The following is a 21,341-nucleotide window of genomic DNA, read 5'->3' as shown; positions in this document are numbered from 1 at the left end:
TCACGCAACGGATCGGGTGGGTAATTCAGCGCGGGTCGGCAAACCCTCCATATCGCCACGGCTCTGCACGGCGCGGCTGCCGATCCAGTTACCGCGCTGTACGGCCTCGGGGAAGCTCAAGTTTTCCAGCAGGGCGCTGATCATGCCCACGGCAAAGCCATCGCCGGCGCCCACGGTATCCACGACCTTGACCACCGGTACGGCGGCGACAAAACCCTGGTCCATATGGGTGCGGTAATAGGCGCCCTCGGCGCCGAGCTTGATCGCCACGGCTTCGGCGCCCTTGTCGAGATAGAACGCGGCGATGTCTTGCGGGTCGTCAAAACCGGTCAGCAGGCGACCTTCGCCCAGGCCCGGCAGGACCCAGTCGGCCAAAGCGGCCAGCGCATTGATTTCGCGGATCATCTGCGCCTGGCTGGCCCACAGGGACGGGCGCAGGTTCGGGTCGAACGACACACTGCGCCCGGCCTTGCGCATTTGGGTCATCAGCTCGAACGACAGTGCGCGAGTGGCATCGGACAGCGCTGGCGGAATGCCGGTGGCGTGCAGATGGCGAGCTTGCAGCAGCGTCGGGTGGATGGCATCGATGGACAGGTGGCTGGCCGCCGAGCCTTTGCGAAAATACTCCACTTGAGGGTCGGCGCCGGCCTCTTCCCGAGACTTGAGTTGAAAGCCGGTGGGGTGCAGTGGGTCGACGGCCACATGGCTGCAATCGAGCCCCTCTTTGCTAAGGGTATCGACCACAAAACGCCCGAGGGAGTCGTTACCCACGCGGCTCAGCCAGGCCACGTTGAACCCCAGGCGCGACAGGCCGATGGCGACGTTGCTGTCGGCGCCGGCAATGCGTTTGTGAAACTGCCCGACCTGCGCCAGGTCGCCGGTCTGTTCGGCGACAAACATCGCCATGGTTTCGCCAAACGAGAGGATATCGATCTCAGACATGGGCGTTCTCCACATGGGGTTGGCCAAGGCGGGCCAGGGTCGCGACCTGTTGTGCGGTGACCTCGATCAGGTCATCGCCCTGCAACGGAAATTCCACCGCGCGCGTAATACCTTGAGTCATGTGTTTAAGCAGTTGTTCCCACAGATGCAGGTCGGTGGCGCCCGGTGGCAAGGCGACGAGCTTGCTATCGGCGCGACGGGCCACAGCCTTGCAGTGCAGGTAGTCCACATGCCGGCCCAGCAACCGCGCAGCAGTGAGCGCGGACTGGTCTTGCCACTGCCAGTTACCGATATCGAAGGTCATTTTCACCGGCAGGCCCCGGCGTTCGACTTCGGTAAAAAACCGTTGCATCGGTTCAATGCGCCCGCCGTGCAGGGTCTGGTCGTTTTCCACCAGTAGCTTGACCGGGTGGCGATTGAGCAGGGCGTGCAGGCTTTCCATGTCGTTTGTGTCGGTGAAGTAACCGAGGGACACCTTCAGCCAGCCCGAGCCAAAGGCCTGGGCACGGTCCAGGGTAGCGGCCAGGTCGGCATTGGGCTGGGCACGGCCGGCGACCCAGAGTTCCAGGGGCGAGGAAAACACGCTGTCCAGGCCTTGCGCGGCAGCGGCCTGGGCCAGGGTGGCGGGGTGTTCGTCGGTCAGCAGCTCCTCACGCCATTCAATGCGCTGGGCACCGGCAGCGCAGAGCAGCGCGACAAAACTCAATTGGCCCTGCTGGCGAACCAGGTCGGCGCCGTAGCTGGAAAGGCTGATGGAGACGGGGTATTTATGCATTGTTGTTTACCTCTGAAACCGGTTTCATTTTTATCAATAAGAAAACACTGACTGCTTGTGGCGAGGGAGCTTGCTCCCGTTTGACTGCGCAGCAGTCACCGGCTCTTGGCGGCGCTTCGCACCGCAGTGGGAGCAAGCTCCCTCGCCACAGTAAAGCCAGGGTCATAAGGGGGCGTCGAGCCGCGGATAATCAGCTCGGGTAAAAAATCCAGGGCGCGGGTGGGGGCGGTATCGCCGCGCAGGCGCTTGAGCAAACAGTCGAAGGCGCTGGCGCCAATCGCTTGCGTCGGTTGGGCGAGGGCGGTGATGCCGTTGCCCACCAACGGGTACCAGTCCAGATCATCCAGGGCGATCAAGCCCACCTCGCCGAACAGGTCGCAGCCCAGCGCCTTGAGCACCCGGGTGCAGGCCAGTGCGGCCACGCCGTTGGCGCAAAACACTGCCTTGGGGCCGGGTTTCGCGAGAAAGGCTTGCAGACGCTTTTCCAGATTGCCATCCAGTTCAACCACGGCGCCTGTCAACGCCGGGCGCTTGGCAATTTCGTGGTTGAAACTCTCCAGGCGTTCCAGGCGTGAGCTGGTGCCGTCGGTGGTCTCGCTTACGAGCAGCACGTCGCGGTAACCCTGCAGCTCCAGGTGTTCCACCGCCATGCGCACCGCCGCCGGGTTATCCAGGCCCACCAGGTCGCTGTGCAGCGGCGCGACCTTGCGGTCCACCAGCACAAGGGGCATTTCCCGCTGCAGTTCCAGCAGTTGGTCGAGGTGATGGCCCAGGGTGTTCACGATCAAGCCTTCGATGTTGTACGAGCGCAGCGCCGCCAGGTGTTGGCGCTCTTGCTCGTCATCACGGTCGGTGTTGCACACCACCAGGCTGTAGCCGTGCTGACGGCAGGCGGTTTCGACGCCGTGCATCACGGCGATGGAATAGGGGTTGCGGATATCGGCCACCAGCATGCCGATCAGGCGCGTGCGGCCACGTTTCAAACCACGGGCCATCTGGTTGGGGCGGTAGCCAAGCTGTTCGATGGCTTGCTCGATGCGCAGCGCGATCGCGTCGGAGAGCAGGGCGCGGTCATCGCCGATAAAACGCGACACGCTGGCTTTGGAAACGCCGGCGCGTTGGGCGACGTCGAGCATGGTGACACGGGTGCGCTGGGCGGCGGAAAAAGGAGTCACGGTCGCGGGCCTTTCTTATTCTGAAGTTGGTTATGGCTGCTTTGAAACCGGTTTCAGGAAACACCAACTCAATCAATGCGTCAAGCGTTGCTCTTCGGCGCGCTCGGGGGCTGTCCGACGAGTGGAGCGATCTACCTGTTAGTTCTGACAGTATCCACCGCGATGAAACAAGCGCCTAATTTGAGCCAGCGAAGCGGATTGATTCAGCCACGTGGAAATCAAGGAGCGCCTAATGATGGGATCAAAAAAAACAGCCAACACATCTGTCAGCGCTACAGGCGCAGGGCAGATGTCCGAACTCAAGGCTGCCGTCGTGGTGGATGCGTTTTCCGATGATCCCAACGGCCTGATCCCTACTGAGTTCCTGTACCACCCGATTAAAATTGAACTCCAGCAAATCTGGCGGTTTCCGGCACAATACGGCGAAACGGACAATGTCCATTTCTCAATCAAACCTCATACGCCGGAACCCGCCTACCCCTTGCCGCCGATTCCCTTGTTAGGCCCCGTTACCGAGGATGATTTCCCGGTAGAACTGTCCATAGGCGGTAATTGGCTGAAGATCAGCGGCTCTTATGACCTCAGTTATTACGTTGACGGGCCGGGCGGTATAGAGCACAGCCCGCATGTCACTACGTTCACCCTGGATTGGATGCCGCCGGGTGGGATGGCTCCTCTGATGCCGCCTATGTTCATCGATCCGGAGGTCGCCAATAACGGCATCACTGAGGCCTATATCAGTGAGCATGAGTTCGTTGAGCTGCGAATTCCGACCTATCTGGATCGCCAGGCGTTTGACGACGGGTTGATTTTTTTGTTGGAGACTGAGGAGTCAAACCCTTTTCTGGCGGCCTATACGCATACCTTTGTCAGCACCACTGAGGCGCTGATAGTCCCTGTGCCTTCCGGGCTGTTTCGCCAACTGCCAAATGGGCCGCGTTTTTTGCGCTACGGTCTTCGCGATCGGGCAGGAAACCAGCAGTCCAATTACTCGGGGGCAACACCGGTCTATATCAACCTGCAAGCGCTCCCCAGTGGACTGCAACCGCCCGAGGTGCTTGCCTATGACTATGACGGCCTGATTGATCGCGCGGATGCCCGCAGTGGCGTAAACGTGAGATTTGGTGCCTATTTCGACTGGAATCCGACCGACGAGGTGGCCGTCAGTTGGAATGGAATCCTTCTGGCCAGGGAGCCGGTTGACGGTTTTCCAAAAGTGGTCCCGGTGAGCTGGTCTGTATTGATCCAGAATGGCTACCTACAGACCCAGGTTCCGGTTCGGTACTTTATTTACCGTGCCGGTGTTGCGACGGCTGTTCCATCGCCGGTACGACGTGTCGACGCTGACTTCCGGGTATTTGGGGTGGACCATGACCAAGCACCGGCTGAATACAATCGGCACTTGGCTAAAGTTGAAATTCGAGGCGCTGTTTCCGATACCGCTAACCACTTGGACTTCAGTGATTCGGACCAGTGTGTCACGGCGACAGTGGCCTTGCCGGAGGGACCTGCTGTCGGTAAGTGGTTGGACTTGTACTGGGGCGACCGAGAAGACCCAGTTGCCTCCTACACTGTTAAGTCCGACGATAAACCAGGGCAATTAGTGACATTTACCGGGGTGCCTTGGGAGATAGTTGCCGAAACACCTAATAATCCAGCTTTTCCGGTTAGTTATCGCACGAGTAATGGCGTGAATGAACAATTGGCGCCAAACCAGTTCGTGAATATTAATATAGTGCCGCCGGTCAGGTTTCCTCGCCCTGAGTTTGCGCATGCCAGCACAACGGGGTGGTTGAATTGCCAGACCGATCCTCCTATCTGGGAGGGGGTTCATGTGCATGTGAATAAACATGCAGCTATTGCAGTCGGCGATGAGCTCCGATTGAAATGGCAAGGCACTTGGGGGTTTGCGGGTGACCGCCCGATCGCTGAAACCTCTGAAGTGTTCAAAGAAGATTGGTTGGATGTTGACGAGAGTCAGGGCTATCACGTTTTTGTGGTGCCTTATATTCCTTATGTTCAGCCCATGAAGAACGAGGCGGGTGCGTATGCCGAGTTCACGGTATGGCGCAACGGAACACGGATTGGCAGTTCGTCTATTCGCTACGTAAAAATCGATCGCCGGTATTCAACCTCGGATCCCGTATTCTGCGGGCCGAACGGCAATGGGCCGGATTAGAAAATCTCCAGCAGTTGGCTGAACTTTTTCTGTGCCTTTGTTGATTGTTTTACAGTGTGCTCAATCTGAACTTGGTTGTAGGTGGCTTGCCGGTGATTTTATGTGAGGCTGGTGTGGTTATCAGTCCGGGAACTTCTTGAGCGCTTTATTACACGCAAGGAGAACTAAGATGGCAATTAACAGTGCAAAAAAAATAACGACACTTGGTTGGGATGATCCCAAATTAGACGCGCCGATATTTTCTCAGGCGCTCAACGGCGTAAGTGGTTTGATCTGGCGGCCTTACCTGGACGAACATGCTGGTTTGCGGGTTGATTGTCCCCTGGGGGGCTTTCCGGAGATTGGCGACGAGATACAGATTGAATACAGCCCAGTTGGGGTTGCTGTATGGACACCACTGGAGCCGATGATTCTCGAAACTGACCCTACTCAGCCGCTCGTCCGGTTGACCATTGATTATAATATTCTGGGGCATGGGGAGTTTGAAGTCAGGTTTAAGGTAAAGCCCGCTTCGGACACTGACTATAAGGACTTCTCCGTTGCAGAGCGCGTCAGGATTGATCTATACGGGCCTTACAAGTCATCGGGTCGTACTGAGGCCCCCGCAAGGATTGTTTTCCCCACCGCGCTTCCTCTGGGGGTCGACATTACCCAAGCTACTCTGGACCTTAATCCGGGAGGTTTTGACTTCGAGATTTCCAGCTACGCGGGTTTTGAAGACGGCGATGGCGTTGCGCAGGTCTGGTTCACTTCTCTGCAGCCACCCGATGATGCTCCGTCCTTGGGCAGCGTCCCCATGGAAAGTGGCGGTGTGGAGTTCAACCTGCCCATTTCGGCGTTTGAAGATTTTGAAGATGGTAATTATTTTGGCTATTACCGATTGATAGATGCTGCTGGGAATCTCAGTGAAATTTCCAGGATCACTACGGGCCGCAGGCTTAAACGCAGTGCCAACCTGGTGTTGGATCCTATTGACCTCGTAGTGCCTCCAGAGAATGAGTTGGTGGATATCGAGGTTTGGAAAGCGGGTGTAAGGTTGGCGATACCCAGCTATGCATGGGAGTCTGGTGATCAATACAGGTTGATTTGGGGGGCGCAATCCTCCGGGTTGTTGCCACTCAATGGCGTATTTCCCTTTGAGTTCACGGCCTCAAGTCAACTGATTCTGGATGAATATGCTACTCAGACAGGCGCGGTGTCGACGCCGATCACTTATGAAATCGTCAGGACAGGGACAGTCAATAAGCCTGATGCTGAGGTATTGGTTGACGTTGATCTGAGTGTTGAAGGGCCGGGCGCACCTACGCCGGGAGACCCGAGTCCAGACCTGGACGCTGTCACTATCGTGGGCCCCGCGTCTACTCCCACGCCAAACTACCTGAATTCCGCCGACATTGATCATGCCAGCCCCATCGAGGCGAATTTTAATCTGTGGGCTGCCGACCCTCAGCCGACAGACGGAATGGTCATTACGCTGTATTGGGGAAGCAAGCTGAACCCGGCAGGTTCGCGTACGGTTGCGCCGGGCGAGGGGGCTGGTGATTCCTTTATGATTGAGGTAGACAAGGACGCGATCGCCGCCGCGGGCAATGGCGATGACATTCCCGTTTTCTACGGTGTCAGTCGTCCTGGCGCGGCCAATAGCAACTTTTCGCCAAGCACGTCCGTTGAAGTGGACGATGCGATTATCCACTCGCTCGATCCCGCAGTGTTTCGCAACACGCTTGCCTGGGCCGTTGACCCCCGTGGCAGGATTACGTGTTCATCCTTGCGGCCTCAAGGCACAGGCACGCCTGAGGGGGAAAAACACATTGAAGTCTGGATTCCACCCAGCGCTGAGTTTTTCGCTGATGGTGTAGAAGTTACATTTGAGTTCGTGGCCTCGACGGGCCTTAATGGGGATGCTCCGATAGGGTCTACTCGAGGCACTCGGTCACTCACATTGGATAAAAACATGGCGGACAATGGGTTTATCTTCGAGCTTGAACCTTTCGATCCGCACCTTAAGGTCCCGGGGGTTACGCCGAGCTATAACTCGATTTGGTTCCAGTACTCTCTGGATGTCGCAGGGACGCCGGCCAAATCAGTACCCGCAGTCATTCCCGTCCGAATGTTGACGTCCAACAACTTCTGCGATGGCGATCCTTATACGCCATAGCAGCAGAGCTGCAAGCACCAAGGCGCCCGGCGCCTTGGTGTTTTGTTAATACCAATACGCTACTCAATTACTCCGCAATCTTCGGATATATCCTACTTACCACTTCCTCTTGGATCTATAACCTCGCGGCCTCTACAGGTCTGGCTCCACTCCATCGGAACGAGCCATGCCATTGGGTTTAGGCATATTTAGTCAGAGCGAGTGTTACAGCATGTCCATCAAGTATCTTTTTAAACTCTCACCGTTAAGTGCGGCCGTCAAAGTGTCGTCGCTGGGCCTGCTGCTGGGGGTTGCGGTACAGGCCCAGGCAAGCCAGCAGGTTGTGGCGCCTGGCGAGTCCAAAGTGATTGAAGCTGGCGAACCGGTAACAAACTGGGCGCTGCAAGCCGGCTCCAGCCTGACGGTCAATGGTGCCACTGCCGGCTCAATCCTCGGACTCGGTGCTCAGTTGACCGTGAACAGCGGTAGCAATATTGAACGCATTGTTGCCCAAGAAGGGTCCAAGGTGGCCATCAACAACGCAACCGTTAAAACCGAGAGGGCAGGCGTTGCGGCAATGGAGCTGACCAATGGCACTGCGACGATCTCCGATAGCCACCTGGAAAGCACCCGATCGACCGGCCTGCTGCTCAACCGCTACGTCTCGACACCGGGTGGCTCGCGTGCCGATGTCAGCAACAGCACCATAAAAGGTGCGCAATCGGGTGTGACTGCTTCCCAACACAGCGAGCTGTTTCTGGATAACTCACTGGTGCAAGGGACTGTCGCCAACAGTACCGGTGTTCTTTTGCAAGGGGGTTCGGCTTTTGCCCAGAACAACAGCATGCTGGTTGGTGAACTCAATGGCGTTCGCTTTAACCGTGGATCAAGCACTACCCAGGATGGCTCGCTGGTGCTGGATCGCTCGACGGTCGAAGGCAAGACAGGCGCTGCGATCCTGGTCGCTGGTGCACCTGGGCGGGTGCCGACGGCCAATATAGAGGTAAACAACGGTTCGCAACTGATTGGTGGCAACGGCAACTTGCTCGAAGTCACCGGCACGGCCACGGCCAATATGCGTGTCAATAACAGCCACTTGACCGGCAATGTGATCGTCGAGGCCGGCAGCACCGCCAACTTGAATTTGCAGAACCATGCATCGCTGACGGGCGCCCTGATGAACGTCAGCAGCTTGAGCATAGGCGATGGCTCGTTGTGGAATTTGACTGGCAATAGCCTGGTGGGCGACCTGGACCTCGCCGGTGGTACCGTCAAGTTTGGTGAAACCAATGAGTTCTACCAGTTGAACCTGGACACGCTCAGCGGCAACGGTACTTTTGTGATGGGGGCCGATTTCGCCGCAGGCTTGAACGACTTTCTGAATATCGCGGGGGACGCCACTGGCCAACATAGCCTGTTGGTGGCCAGCACGGGGCTCGAACCCGTGTCGCCAGGCGACGTACAGATCGTGCACACCGGCGGCGGCGACGCGCAGTTCTCCCTGGTGGGAGGGGCTGTGGATGTCGGTGCCTGGTCTTACGGGCTCAAACAGGAGGGGAATGACTGGTTCCTTGACCCCAATGCCCGCACCATCAGCCCGGGCACGCGCTCGGTACTGGCGCTGTTCAACACTGCGCCGACCGTATGGTACGGCGAGATGAGCTCGTTGCGCAGTCGCATGGGCGAGCTGCGTCACAACGACGCAATGGCCGGTGGCTGGATCCGCAGTTATGGCAACAAATATTCGGTAGCGGATGCCAATGGCGTGGGTGTCAAACAGACTCAGCGTGGGTTCTCCCTGGGTGTGGATACGCCGCTCAGTGAAGACAGCCAATGGTTAATCGGTGTAATGGCAGGGCACAGTGACTCGGACCTGGATTTGGCCCGGGGTACTTCAGGCGCCGTAAAAAGCTACTACGCTGGCCTGTATGCGACGTGGATGAACGCCGACAGCGGTTACTACTTTGACGGCGTCGTCAAAGCCAACCGCTTCGAAAACGATGCCAAGGTTGCCATGAGCGATGGTGTTCAGGCCAAGGGCAAGTACGGAACCAATGGTCTGGGAGCATCGGCGGAGGTGGGCCGTAATATAAAACTGGACAATGAGTTCTTTGTCGAACCGTTTGCACAGGCGTCGACAGTGGTGGTCAAAGGTAAGAAATACGGCTTGGACAACGGGCTGCAGGCCAAAGGTGAAAACACCCATTCGGTGCTGGGCAAACTCGGCGTGACGGTGGGGCGCGATTTCATCATGAACGATGGCAGCATCGTCCAGCCCTACCTGCGCACGGCCGTGGCCCATGAGTTTGCCAAGAACAACAAGGCGTCGGTCAACGGACATGTGTTCAATAACGACTTGTCGGGTTCGCGTGCCGAGTTCGGCGCGGGTGTGTCGGTCGCGGTATCGCAGAACTTGCAGTTGCACGCTGATTTCGAACACAGCAAAGGCAAGCACGTTGACCAGCCATGGGGGGCAAACGTAGGTCTGCGTTACAGCTGGTAAGTAGTAGTGGGAACCCCAAAAAAGGAAGCTTCGGCTTCCTTTTTTGGGTTTATAGCAAACGCTGGGTCATGAGTGCCTGAGTTTCAACTCAGGTCGAACAAGGCCGTGATGGTGGACACCGGGTTGCCGTCGTCACGGGTGAGGATGTGTTGCAATGCGCCAGCAACATGGGTGTTCGCGGGATCTACAGTGGTCAAATCAATGAGGCCGCTGGCACCATATCTCAGGATGGGGTCCAACAAACTGTTCGTCGAATACGTCAGTCTGATGTCGTCCAGATGCTCCTCCAACTTGTAGATGCGTTTTTCAAAAGAGGCAGGAAACACGAGTTGGATTTGATGTTTGACTAAATCGTCGTCTACCTTGCTGGCGGTTAGGGTCCATCGGTCTTCGTTCTTTTTGATGTCAAACACCTTGGCAGTGAAGTCTGCCCCATCAATTTCGCCTTTGAAATACCGGTTGGCAATCCTTGGTTTTTGTTTGCGAATCAACTGAACGACTGACATAGGTGCATCTCCTCTGCGTAGTTTCGCGACTCCGCGTCAAGGTAGGAGGCGCTTGGGTGTACTGGAAGGATCAGGCTTTGCGTTTCAACGAAACATCATCAAAAAAAACTGCGCCATCTATACCGATCAGGACGATCGTGACGGCCGTAGTGGCGGGCGGCATTGCCAGGTCTGCCGTGTAGGTTGTCCAGGCAGCCGCGCCTACACGGATTTCCGGGAATGTCCCCGTAGGGGTCACCTGGAATCGGGCAAAACCGTGCCCGCCGAATTCACTTCGGGAACGAAACGAAAATTCGTAAGTGATTCCCCCGGTCACGGCGATGGTCTGGCCGGCCTGGCCTTGTAAAGTTGCCTGAAACGTATCCCCGTCAAAGTGCCTGCCTGAACCGATCGGTGAGCCTGACGTATCCCAATGGTCGCTGTTTGCAGAAAAATCTCCATTGAGTACCAGCTCGGGCCGAGGTGGAGTGCTCGTATCCTGAGTCAGGTTCAGTTCGTCGACACACACTTCGCCAGCTATCCCCGTGATTGCCACGGTCATGAGGGTTGTTGCAGGCGGGGTGGTGATGCGGATCTCTTGTTTTCTCCACAGATGAAAGTCGTTGAGTGCGATTCGCACGTCGGCACCGGGAATATCGGGCTGGATCAGAAGCTCTCCCTTGCCCTGGTACAAGACCTGGCTCCAGAATTTCAACAGGTAGGTGGTTTCCGCCGTGGCATTGATGGCTTGAGAGGCCTGCCCGTTGAGTACCCGGCAATATTGGCGCGAGTAGTCCACGGTGTCTTGGGTGGTCCATTCGGCGCCATATTTGCTAAAGCTGCCGTTGCCCAACAGATTGTTGATCAATGTGCCTTGCCCACCCATGTTCTTGCTCCGCTAGCCTTCTGAGTGTGCCTATTGCGCGCTACAACTAGGCGCTTGGCAACTGTCAGAACTAACAGGTATTGACCTCCATTCGTCGGATCTTATCGGTAGGCTCAACCAAACAACCCGGCCGCAATATTGATCGAGAACCCCAGGATCGCGGTATTGAACAGAAACCCGATCAACGATTGCCCCAGCACCACTTTACGCAAGCTACGGGTGGCGACACCCACGTCCGATGTCTGCACGGCCACGCCGATGGTGAAGGAGAAATACAGGAAGTCCCAATAATTGGGGGTGAGCAAGCCCTCGGCAAAGCGCAGCGCCGGCTCCTTGCCTTGCCAGGTGTAATAGAGCCTGGCGTAGTGCACGCTGAAAATCACCCCGATCAGCAGCCAGGAGCCGATCACTGTCAGCCCGGTAAAAGCGTAATGCAGCAGACGCTCGGAAGTGGCCAGGTCCTTGCTGCCCACCAGTTCGAAGGTGATGGTGGCCAGGCTGGCGATGGCGGCGATGCACACCATGAACAGCACCAGGCCGGCGTTCTCGTCTTCGACTTCGGCGATGCGCTTGACGTCTTCGGCCTTGGCGCGAATGGTCAACCAGAGCATCAGTATCAGGTAGGTCCAGACCCCGGCGTTCCAGCCGATCAGGATCTTGCTGGCAAGGGTGTCGGCCGGCACCAGGAGGCCGACCGCAAGGCCCAGTACGGCGGCGGATGAGAGGCGAGGGTGGGTGCGGGCGAGGAAGGGCATGGTGGCTCACAGATAACTATTTGTGAGCACCATAGCTTATTCGGGTGTACCTGATCATGAATGCAATCAATAACCCTATGGGAGCAGGCAAGCCAGCTCCCACTGATCAGTTTGGTTTATGGCGCTTGCGCACCAGCTTCATCACCACCACGAAGAATACCGGCACAAACACCACCGCCAATGTCGCCGTGATCATTCCGCCAATCACACCGGTGCCAATCGCCTGCTGGCTGGCCGAGCTGGCCCCCGTAGCAATCGCCAATGGCACCACGCCGAGGATGAATGCCAGGGACGTCATGATGATCGGCCGCAGTCGCAACCGCGCAGCCTTCAAGGTGGCGTCGATCAAGTCTTCGCCCTGGTCATACAGGTCCTTGGCGAACTCGATAATCAGGATCGCGTTCTTCGCCGACAGGCCAATGATGGTGATCAAGCCGACCTTGAAGAACACGTCGTTGGGCATCCCGCGTAGCGACACGGCCAACACCGCACCCAGTACCCCCAGCGGCACCACCAGCAACACTGAGGTGGGAATCGACCAGCTTTCATACAGCGCGGCCAGACACAGGAACACGATCAGCAGCGACAGGCCCAACAGCAGCGGTGCCTGGGAACCGGACAAGCGCTCCTGCAACGACAAGCCCGTCCATTCCTGGCCCAGCCCGGCGGGTAGTTGGCTGACCAAGCGCTGGATTTCGTTCATGGCCTCGCCGGTGCTGTGCCCCGGCGCCGCTTCGCCGCTGATGGCGATGGCCGGGTAGCCGTTGTAACGGGTCAACTGCGTGGGGCCCTGGGTCCACTTGGCTTCGACGAAGGCTGACAGCGGCACCATCTTCCCGGCGTTGTTGCGCACGTGGATTTTCATCAGGTCGGCCACCTGGCTGCGCTGGTCGCCTTCGGCTTGCACCACCACGCGCTGCATACGGCCCTGGTTGGGGAAGTCGTTGATATACGCCGAGCCTATCGCCGACGACAGCACGTTGCCTACGTCGGCAAACGACACACCCAGGGCGTTGGCCTGCTTGCGGTCCACTTCCAGCTGCACTTGTGGTGCTTCAGCCAAGGCGCTTTCACGCACGTTGGCCAGGATCGGGCTTTTCGCTGCAGCGTCCAGCAATTCGGTACGTGCGGCCATCAACCCGGCGTGGCCGACGCCACCGCGGTCCTGCAAACGGAACTCGAAACCACTGGAAGTGCCCAGGCCGTCTACCGGTGGCGGCAGGACTGCATAGGCAATCGCGTCCTTGAGTTCGCTGAAGGCCATGTTGGCGCGATCGGCAATCGAGGAAGCGGAGTCATCACTGCCACGCTCTGACCAATCCTTGAGCGTGGTAAACGCCAGCGCGGCGTTTTGCCCGGAACCGGAGAAGCTGAAGCCCATGATCATGGTGGTATCACCCACCCCAGGCTCGCCTGCGTTATGCGCCTCGATCTGTTCGGCCACTTGCACCGTACGGTTCTTGCTGGCGCCCGGCGGCAACTGGATATCAGTGATGGTGTAGCCCTGGTCTTCCACCGGCAGGAACGAGGAGGGCAGGCGGCTGAACAACAGGCCCATGCCCACCAGTAATACCAGATAGATCAGCAGGTAGCGGCCGCTGCGCTTGAGGGCATAGGCCACCCAACCTTCGTAACGGTTGGTGAGTTGGTCAAAGCGCTGGTTGAACCAGCCGAAGAAACCACCCTTGGCATGGTGCTCGCCCTTGGCAATCGGCTTGAGCAGCGTGGCGCACAGTGCCGGGGTCAAGGTCAGGGCCAGGAAAGCGGAGAACAGGATCGAGGTGGCCATCGACAGTGAGAACTGCTGGTAGATCACGCCCACCGAACCCGGCATGAAGGCCATCGGCAGGAACACTGCCACCAGCACCAGGGTGATACCGATGATGGCCCCGGTGATCTGGCCCATGGCTTTCTTCGTCGCCTCTTTGGGCGACAGGCCTTCGGTGGCCATGATGCGCTCGACGTTTTCCACCACCACGATGGCATCGTCCACCAGGATGCCGATAGCCAATACCATGCCGAACATGGTCAGCACGTTGATCGAGAAGCCCAGCAGCAACATGGTGGCGAAGGTGCCCATCAGCGCGATCGGCACCACCAGCGTGGGAATCAAGGTATAGCGCACGTTCTGCAGGAACAGGAACATCACCGCGAACACCAGCGCCATCGCCTCCAGCAAGGTGTAGACCACCTTGGTGATCGAGACTTTGACAAAGGGCGAAGTGTCGTAGGGAATCTTGTATTCCACATTGGCAGGGAAGTAGCGCGACAACTCGTCCATTTTCGCCCGCACCAGCGTTGCGGTGCTCAATGCATTAGCGCCGGGCGACAGTTGCACGCTGACGGCGGTAGACGGCTTGCCGTTCAGGCGGGTGGAGAACTGGTATTCCTGGCTACCGACTTCCACCCGTGCCACATCGCCGATGCGCACGGTGGAGCCATCGGGGTTAGCCTTGAGCACGATGTCGGCAAACTCCGCCGGGGTGGACAGTTGCCCCTTGACCAGCACCGCCGCGGTGATCTCCTGGGTGTGGGTGCCCGGCAAGTCACCGATGCTGCCCGCTGAAACCTGGGCGTTCTGGGCACTGATCGCGGCGTTGACGTCGGCCGGCGTGAGGTTGAAACCGATCAGCTTCTGCGGGTCGATCCAGATACGCATGGCGCGTTCGGCGCCATACAACTGGGCCTTGCCGACCCCGTCCAGGCGCTTGAGCTCGTTCATCACGTTGCGCGCCAGGTAATCACTGAGCGCCACGTCGTCAAGCTTGCCGTCGTTGGACGTCAATGTGACCAACAGCAGGAAACCGGCGGAGACTTTTTCCACCTGCAAGCCTTGCTGAGTCACGGCCTGGGGCAGGCGCGGCTCGACGACCTTGAGGCGGTTCTGCACATCCACCTGGGCCATTTCCGGGTCGGTGCCCGGCTGGAACGTGGCGGTGATCGTCGCCGAACCCAGGCTGCTCTGGGATTCGAAATACAGCAGGTGATCGGCGCCGTTGAGCTCTTGCTCGATCAGGCTGACCACGCTCTCATCCAGGGTCTGGGCCGAGGCACCGGGGTACACCGCGTAGATTTCCACCTTGGGTGGCGCGACGTTGGGGTACTGCGCCACCGGCAATTGCGGGATCGCCAGGAAGCCCGCCAGCAGGATAAACAGGGCCACCACCCAGGCGAAGATCGGGCGGTCAATAAAGAACTGCGGCATGACGGGTTATTCCTTTACGAGCGGGCTGTCGTCCACTTCAACTTTTTCACCGGGGCGTGCGTGTTGCACGCCCTCGACGATGATGCGGTCGCCGGGCTTGAGGCCGCTGGTGACGATCCAGCGGTTGTCGATCACCGCACCCAACTCCACCGGTTGCTGGCTGACGGTCTGCTCGGCATCCAGCAACAACACCATCGGGATACCAGCGCTGTCGCGGGTGATGGCGCGTTGCGGCACGCTGATACCTTGTTTGTCCACGGCCTGTTCCACGCGCACCCGAACAAAGCTGCCGGGTAACAGGTCGAGGTCCGGGTTGGGGAACTCGCTACGCAGGATGATCTGCCCGGTGCCCGGGTCGACGCTGATGTCAGCGAAGAGCAATTTACCCGGCAACGGGTACAGACTGCCGTCGTCCTGGATCAAGGTGGCCTTGGCCTGGTCCTGGCCGACCTGCTTCAAGCTGCCGGCACGAAAGGCGCGGCGCAGGTCGTTCAGCTCACGGGTGGACTGGGTGAGGTCGGCGTGGATCGGGTCCAGTTGCTGGATAATCGCCAGCGGCGTGGCTTCGTTCTGGCCGACCAGCGCGCCTTCGGTCACCAGGGCGCGGCCGATGCGCCCGGAAATCGGTGCGGTTACTGTGGCATAGCCCAGGTTCAGCTTGGCACGCTCGACGGCGGCCTTGTTGGCGGCCACTTCGGCGTTGGTCTGGCGCAGGGCGGCGCGGGCGTTGTCGTACTCCTGGCCGCTGATGGCGTTGCCTTCGACCAGTTGGCTGTAGCGCTGCTCTTGCAGGCGTGCCTGGAACGCATTGGCCTCGGCCTTGCTCAGGTTGGCCTGGGCACTGTCCAGGTCGGCCTTGAACGGCGCCGGGTCAATACGGAACAACACGTCGCCTTGCTTGACGTCGTGGCCTTCGTTGAACACCCGCTGCATGACCACCCCGGCGACCCGGGCGCGTACTTCGGCGATACGCGGTGCGGCGATGCGCCCGCTCAGTTCGCTGGTAATTGAGAGTGGCTTGGCCTGCAGGGTTTCGATCCGTACTTTGGTCAGGGGCATTTGTGGCGCCTCGTCTGCCGACTGACCACACGCGCTCAGCGCCAGTGTGAGGGCCAACAGGCAAAACGGCGCAAACAGATTTTTCGACATGCTCTTATCCCAATATTGACTGGCGCATCCTAAGGTCACCTGCGCCGTGGTGCTGTGAAGCTGTGTAGCGGGTCTGTGAAGAAGTGTAAGGTACGGCGCGCAGGGCGTCGGGGGCGTATATCCTTGCACAATCCTGCAACACACCAACAAACAGCATTATTTGGAAACACCATGCCCAACATCCTACTGGTGGAAGACGACGCCGCACTCTCCGAGCTGATTGCCAGCTACCTGGAACGCAATGGCTACCACGTCAGCGTGCTCAGCCGCGGCGACCATGTCCGTGAGCGCGCACGCCTGAACCCGCCGGACCTGGTGATCCTCGACCTGATGCTGCCGGGCCTCGACGGCCTGCAGGTGTGCCGTTTGCTGCGCGCCGATTCGGCGGGGCTGCCGATCCTGATGCTGACCGCCCGCGATGACAGCCACGATCAGGTTCTGGGCCTTGAGATGGGCGCCGACGACTACGTGACCAAACCCTGCGAGCCGCGCGTATTGCTGGCTCGGGTGCGCACATTGCTGCGTCGCAGCAGCCTGTCCGAACCCCAGGTGGCCAGCGACCAGATCGTCATGGGCAACCTCTGCATTGATCTGTCCGAACGCACCGTGACCTGGCGCGAACAGGCGGTCGAGCTGTCCAGTGGTGAATACAACCTGCTGGTGGTGCTGGCCCGGCATGCCGGCGAAGTGCTCAGCCGCGATCAGATCCTGCAACGCCTGCGCGGTATCGAGTTCAACGGCACCGACCGTTCGGTGGACGTGGCCATCTCCAAGCTGCGGCGCAAGTTCGACGATCATGCGGGCGAGGCGCGCAAGATCAAGACGGTGTGGGGCAAGGGGTATCTGTTCAGCCGTTCCGAGTGGGAATGCTGAACCATGTTTCGCGTACTGCTGCGCCTCTACCTGATCACCATCGTCACCTACAGTGCGGCGATTTACCTGATTCCCAAGCTGGTGATCCAGCTGTTCGAACACCGCTACATGGACTACAACATCGAACAGTCCCGTGGCCTGCAAAAGCTGATGGTCAAGCAGTACCAGCGCGCACCGGTAGAGCGTTGGTCCCAGGTCACCGACCAGTTGAGCCGCGATTTTGCACCGTTGAGGGTGCAACTGTTACTGCGTCAAGACGCCCGCTATACCCCTGAGGAAGAACAGTTACTGGAGCAAGGCAAGCCAGTGATCCGCCTGGGCGAGTGGGGCTGGATGGAAGAAATCAGTTCGCCGATCAACCAGCAGTTCGCGGTCAAGCTGACCGTACCGCCAGACCCGTTGGACATGAACCTGCTGTACTGGTCGATGAACGTGCTGGTCGGCGCCGCCTTGCTGGCGTGCCTGCTGGTGTGGCTGCGTCCGCACTGGCGTGACCTGGAGCGTTTGAAAAGTACCGCCGCGTTATTGGGCAAGGGCCATCTGGAGGCGCGTACGGGGCTCGCACCCAGCTCCAGCATCGGCGGCCTGGCGGCGGTATTCGACACCATGGCCGACGATATCGAGCGCCTCTTGAACCAGCAGCGCGATTTGCTCAATGCGGTCTCCCATGAACTGCGCACACCGCTCACCCGTCTGGATTTCGGGCTGGCCCTGGCGCTTTCCGAAGACTTGCCCCCGGCCAGCCGCGAGCGCCTGCAAAGCCTGGTGGCGCATATTCGGGAGCTGGACGAGCTGGTGCTGGAATTGCTGTCTTACAGCCGCCTGCAAAACCCGGCGCAACTGCCCGAGCGAGTAGAGGTGGCGCTCGACGAGTTTATCGACAGCGTGTTGGGCAGCGTCGACGATGAGTTGGAAAACCCCGATATCGTCATCGATGTGGTCCTCGATTGTGCCGTGGAGCGCTTCAGCCTCGACCCGCGCCTGACTGCCAGGGCCTTGCAGAACCTGCTGCGCAATGCGACGCGCTACTGCGACAAGCGCATCCAGGTGGGCGTGCGGGTATGCCCCAAAGGCTGTGAAATCTGGGTGGACGACGATGGCATCGGCATACCGGCGGACCAGCGCGAGCGCATCTTCGAGCCGTTCTACCGCCTGGACCGTAGCCGCGACCGCGCAACCGGTGGCTTTGGCCTGGGCCTGGCGATCAGCCGGCGCGCCCTGGAGGCCCAGGGCGGCACTTTGACGGCTTTGGCGTCTCCCTTGGGCGGGGCGCGGTTTCGTGTGTGGCTACCTAACCTCTCGTGATCAGAGCACTTTGACTGCGCGGCCGATCCCGTGAATCGGCCCGGTGGGTTTGCCGGTGGGCGAGCCATTGGGCCCTTCCAGCGTCAGTTCAAACAACTGGTTCGGTGCCAGCGGCGGCAGCTTGTCCAGCGGCACCGACAAGGTCTGCCCCGGCTTTACCAGCCCCAGGGATACGGGCCCCTGCCAGCCATCGGCCTTGGTCCAGAACTCCAGGGCTTTGTCGGCAGGAATCTCCATCACCCCCAGTGGAATCAATTGGATCTGCTGATTATCACTGGCCTGCACCACCCAGCCCGGTGCCTGGCTTTGCGGCGCCATCAGCACCACCACGAAGCTGGGTGTGGTGATGGGCGGGCGCGTCAGTAATAAAACCGCCAGCACCACGCTTGCCATCAGGCCCGCGGCAGAAAGCCCGCGCCAGAACGCCAGCAGGTTCCACCACGCCACGCTCGTTTCGGGGGCTTTGATGCGGCGTTCAATGCGCCGCCACAGCTGTGCCGAAGGCGGCACCGGTTGTGCCAGCGCCACCAGAGGCAACAGACGCTGCTCCCAGGCATCCACCGCTGCACGCAGTGCCGCATCATGGGCCAGGCGTTGTTGCACCTCAGCGCGCTGTTCGGCGGGCAGGGTCCCCAGCACGTATTCACTGGCCAGTTCATCCAGGCTGTCGTTCATGCCATGCACTCCCGCAAGGCGGCGAGGCTGCGTTTGATCCAGGCTTTGACGGTACCCAGCGGGGTACTGAGTTTTTGCGCAATTTCGCTGTGGGAGTAACCGTCCACATAGGCGTGCAGGATGCAGGTACGGCGTGTCGGGTCGAGCCGCTCCAGGCACTGGTGGATCTGCCCGGAGCGTGCAGCAAACTCAACGGTCTGGGCAGGCTCTGCCAGCGGCTCGTACTGATCGTCCAGCGGCACGTCACGCGCGGTGCTGCGTACAACGTCCAGGGCCAGGTGGCGAGTCACGCTGAACACCCATCCCCGTGCGGAGCCTCGCAGGGGGTCGAAACTGCGTGCGCCGTGCCAGATCTTGATAAAGGCGTCATGCACGATGTCCTCGGCCAGTGCCTTGTTGCGGGTAATGCGCAGCGCCACACCGAGCAAGCGGCTGCTGTCCTGCTCATAGAGCTGGTGCAGGGCGCGATGATCGCCGCGGGCGCAGGCTAACAGGCACACTTCATAATCAAAGATGAGTTCAGCCAAACCAGAATTCCTGCCACTGAGGAGACGTCTACGCCTTGTAGGCGCGAGGTTGCTCGCGCCTACAAGGCCAGCGTAGCTGAGTTTGCTCAGTTGGCGGCCCAGAAGATGTAGTCCGCCTGGTATTTCACCACTTCCTTGGCGCCTTTGTTCGCGGTGGTGCACGGCGTAGCGGGAGCGACCCCGCCTTTGAGGGCCACCCGCTGGATATACGCCACGCCACTCATTGCACCTTTGCCCTCGGCCGGGTTGGCCTTGACCAGTTGATAGGGCAGGTTACCGGGGCTAGACGGCGCCACGGCCAATTGCGTGCCGGTGATGGTCGAGCCGTCCTTGGCCTGCCACGTGGCAGGTGGGCCGAAGTAGGTGCCGACCTGCTGGCCATTACGGTCGTTCAACACGGCTTTGGGGCCGACGAAGGTCCACTCGGTCTGGCCGGCAGCGTTGGCCTTGTCGCGGCATTCATAGGTGATTTCGCCGACCCCGGTGGTTTGCATCGCCACCTTGTGGCCATCTGGCACCTTGATGCTGTCCGGCAGGCCCGCCTGGGCAAACGCCGACGGTGCGGCGAGGAGCAAGCTGGACAGGCACAGCAGTGTTTTAGCGTTCATGGTGTTTCTCCATTGGGTAGAACAGCAGGGTTACGTTGATGACTACGGCCCAGGCCCGCCCATTGGATGCAGGGCTTTGCGAAAAAAAGTGAAGATTTCCAAAAAAGCATAAACTCAGATCGCATCGGTATAAGTGGTTATAAGAAAAATCGCTATCCTGCGGCCAGAAATTTATAAGGCCTCGGGTAGCTGGAATGGATGTAGGTAATATTGGTTTCGTGGTTGCCGGCCTGATCGTGGGTTTTATCGTGGGCATGACGGGAGTGGGCGGCGGTTCGCTGATGACCCCGATCCTGCTGTGGTTTGGCATCAACCCAGCCACTGCGGTGGGCACCGACCTGCTGTACGCCGCGATCACCAAGTCTGGTGGTGTGCTGGTGCACAGCAAGAACAAGAACATCGACTGGACCATCACCGGCTGGCTCACCCTGGGCAGCGTGCCGGCGGTGTTGCTGACGCTATGGTTCCTGGCCAGCCTGCACACCGACCCCAGCGCGATGAACGCGGTGATCAAGCAGGCCCTTGGCGTGGTATTGCTGCTGACGGCCCTGGCGATCCTGTTCAAGAAAAGCCTGTTGGCCTTTGCCCAGCGTCATGCTGGCGATTCCTACCATCTGCGCCCGCGCAATCTGAATGCGCTCACTGTTGTGACAGGTGCGATCCTTGGCACCATGGTGGCCCTGACCTCGATCGGCGCTGGCGCCCTTGGCACGGTGGCGCTGTTTATCCTGTACCCGTTCCTGGCCACGCGGCGGCTGGTTGGCACCGAGATCGCCCATGCCGTGCCCCTGACATTAGTGGCGGGCCTGGGCCATGCCAGCATGGGTAACATGGACTGGCATCTGCTGGGCTTTTTGCTGATGGGGTCGCTGCCGGGGATCTACGTTGGCAGCCATATGACCGGCAGGATTCCCGACGGGGTACTGCGGCCGTGCCTGGCGGTGATGTTGATGGCGGTGGGTTATAAGTTGGCGTTCTGAGCACATGGCCTGACACCCCACGCTCCAACTGTGGGAGCTGGCTTGCCTGCGATGACGGCCTCACAGCCGACGCCTGCTAACCTGACACCCCACGCTCCAACTGTGGGAGCTGGCTTGCCTGCGAAGGCGGCCTCACAGCCGACGCCTGCTAACCTGACACCCCACGCTCCAACTGTGGGAGC

Annotated in this window: 17 protein-coding genes; 6 read left to right on the top strand and 11 right to left on the bottom strand. The window is 59.5% G+C overall.

The annotated features are described in order from the left end of the window. The 3 genes from JJD66_RS22195 to JJD66_RS22185 all read right to left on the bottom strand — a co-directional run bounded on the left by JJD66_RS22195 (position 1) and on the right by JJD66_RS22185 (position 2,892). On the bottom strand, positions 1 to 942 hold the full coding sequence (locus tag JJD66_RS22195) for a sugar kinase (RefSeq protein ID WP_105226696.1): 942 nt from the start codon (positions 940 to 942) through the stop codon (positions 1 to 3). Further along, a complete protein-coding gene (locus tag JJD66_RS22190; protein ID WP_105226697.1) occupies positions 935 to 1,717 on the bottom strand; it encodes a sugar phosphate isomerase/epimerase family protein in 783 nt (260 codons plus the stop codon). Before JJD66_RS22190 ends, JJD66_RS22195 begins: the two co-directional genes overlap by 8 nt. Before the next feature lie 95 nt (positions 1,718 to 1,812). Beyond that, a complete protein-coding gene (locus JJD66_RS22185; RefSeq protein WP_325167112.1) occupies positions 1,813 to 2,892 on the bottom strand; it encodes a LacI family DNA-binding transcriptional regulator in 1,080 nt (359 codons plus the stop codon). Positions 2,893 to 3,124: 232 nt separating this feature from the next. On the opposite strand from JJD66_RS22185, the gene JJD66_RS22180 reads away from it, so the two are divergent. The 3 genes from JJD66_RS22180 to JJD66_RS22170 all read left to right on the top strand — a co-directional run bounded on the left by JJD66_RS22180 (position 3,125) and on the right by JJD66_RS22170 (position 9,711). Then, positions 3,125 to 5,071: a hypothetical protein gene (locus tag JJD66_RS22180; protein WP_198719264.1), complete on the top strand. Its 1,947-nt coding sequence runs from the start codon at positions 3,125 to 3,127 to the stop codon at positions 5,069 to 5,071. 169 nt (positions 5,072 to 5,240) lie between these two features. Next, the gene (locus JJD66_RS22175) at positions 5,241 to 7,229 is read left to right on the top strand and encodes a hypothetical protein (RefSeq protein WP_198716544.1); all 1,989 of its coding nucleotides are present in this window, start codon (positions 5,241 to 5,243) and stop codon (positions 7,227 to 7,229) included. Between the two features lie 211 nt (positions 7,230 to 7,440). Then, positions 7,441 to 9,711 (top strand): autotransporter outer membrane beta-barrel domain-containing protein, encoded by a 2,271-nt coding sequence (locus JJD66_RS22170; RefSeq protein ID WP_200649041.1) that lies wholly within the window; start codon positions 7,441 to 7,443, stop codon positions 9,709 to 9,711. 83 nt (positions 9,712 to 9,794) lie between these two features. Here the strand turns inward: JJD66_RS22170 and JJD66_RS22165 are convergent, their stop codons facing one another. The 5 genes from JJD66_RS22165 to JJD66_RS22145 form a co-directional block, all read right to left on the bottom strand. Continuing rightward, entirely contained in the window at positions 9,795 to 10,217 is a 423-nt protein-coding gene (locus JJD66_RS22165) for a hypothetical protein (protein WP_105226701.1), read from the bottom strand. A gap of 70 nt (positions 10,218 to 10,287) precedes the next feature. Beyond that, a complete protein-coding gene (locus JJD66_RS22160) occupies positions 10,288 to 11,082 on the bottom strand; it encodes a hypothetical protein (RefSeq protein WP_105226702.1) in 795 nt (264 codons plus the stop codon). Positions 11,083 to 11,195: 113 nt separating this feature from the next. Then, positions 11,196 to 11,837 carry a DUF1345 domain-containing protein gene (locus tag JJD66_RS22155; protein ID WP_054897468.1) on the bottom strand — a complete coding sequence of 214 codons (642 nt, stop codon included), beginning with the start codon at positions 11,835 to 11,837 and terminating at the stop codon, positions 11,196 to 11,198. Between the two features lie 106 nt (positions 11,838 to 11,943). After that, a complete protein-coding gene (locus tag JJD66_RS22150) occupies positions 11,944 to 15,042 on the bottom strand; it encodes an efflux RND transporter permease subunit (protein ID WP_198716545.1) in 3,099 nt (1,032 codons plus the stop codon). 6 nt (positions 15,043 to 15,048) lie between these two features. Next, complete coding sequence (locus tag JJD66_RS22145; protein WP_200649040.1) at positions 15,049 to 16,191, bottom strand: efflux RND transporter periplasmic adaptor subunit; 1,143 nt, start codon at positions 16,189 to 16,191, stop codon at positions 15,049 to 15,051. A 171-nt stretch (positions 16,192 to 16,362) separates the two neighbouring features. Between JJD66_RS22145 and JJD66_RS22140 the strand changes: the two genes are divergently transcribed. Beyond that, complete coding sequence (locus tag JJD66_RS22140; protein ID WP_003190934.1) at positions 16,363 to 17,064, top strand: response regulator transcription factor; 702 nt, start codon at positions 16,363 to 16,365, stop codon at positions 17,062 to 17,064. Between the two features lie 3 nt (positions 17,065 to 17,067). Beyond that, complete coding sequence (locus JJD66_RS22135) at positions 17,068 to 18,369, top strand: ATP-binding protein (RefSeq protein ID WP_200649039.1); 1,302 nt, start codon at positions 17,068 to 17,070, stop codon at positions 18,367 to 18,369. On the opposite strand, the gene JJD66_RS22130 is transcribed toward JJD66_RS22135, so the two are convergent. From JJD66_RS22130 to JJD66_RS22120, 3 genes are all read right to left on the bottom strand, one after another. Further along, positions 18,370 to 19,044 carry an anti-sigma factor gene (locus JJD66_RS22130; protein ID WP_200649038.1) on the bottom strand — a complete coding sequence of 225 codons (675 nt, stop codon included), beginning with the start codon at positions 19,042 to 19,044 and terminating at the stop codon, positions 18,370 to 18,372. Beyond that, the gene (locus tag JJD66_RS22125; protein ID WP_198716547.1) at positions 19,041 to 19,571 is read right to left on the bottom strand and encodes a sigma-70 family RNA polymerase sigma factor; all 531 of its coding nucleotides are present in this window, start codon (positions 19,569 to 19,571) and stop codon (positions 19,041 to 19,043) included. Before JJD66_RS22125 ends, JJD66_RS22130 begins: the two co-directional genes overlap by 4 nt. 86 nt (positions 19,572 to 19,657) lie before the next feature. Further along, positions 19,658 to 20,179: a DUF3455 domain-containing protein gene (locus JJD66_RS22120; RefSeq protein ID WP_034127670.1), complete on the bottom strand. Its 522-nt coding sequence runs from the start codon at positions 20,177 to 20,179 to the stop codon at positions 19,658 to 19,660. Between the two features lie 194 nt (positions 20,180 to 20,373). Between JJD66_RS22120 and JJD66_RS22115 the strand changes: the two genes are divergently transcribed. Beyond that, complete coding sequence (locus JJD66_RS22115; protein ID WP_054921460.1) at positions 20,374 to 21,159, top strand: sulfite exporter TauE/SafE family protein; 786 nt, start codon at positions 20,374 to 20,376, stop codon at positions 21,157 to 21,159. Positions 21,160 to 21,341 lie beyond the last annotated feature (182 nt).

Source organism: Pseudomonas sp. MF6751 (genome assembly GCF_016613265.1).
GTDB lineage: Bacteria > Pseudomonadota > Gammaproteobacteria > Pseudomonadales > Pseudomonadaceae > Aquipseudomonas > Aquipseudomonas fluorescens_BV.
This window is presented reverse-complemented; position numbering and strand designations above follow the sequence as displayed.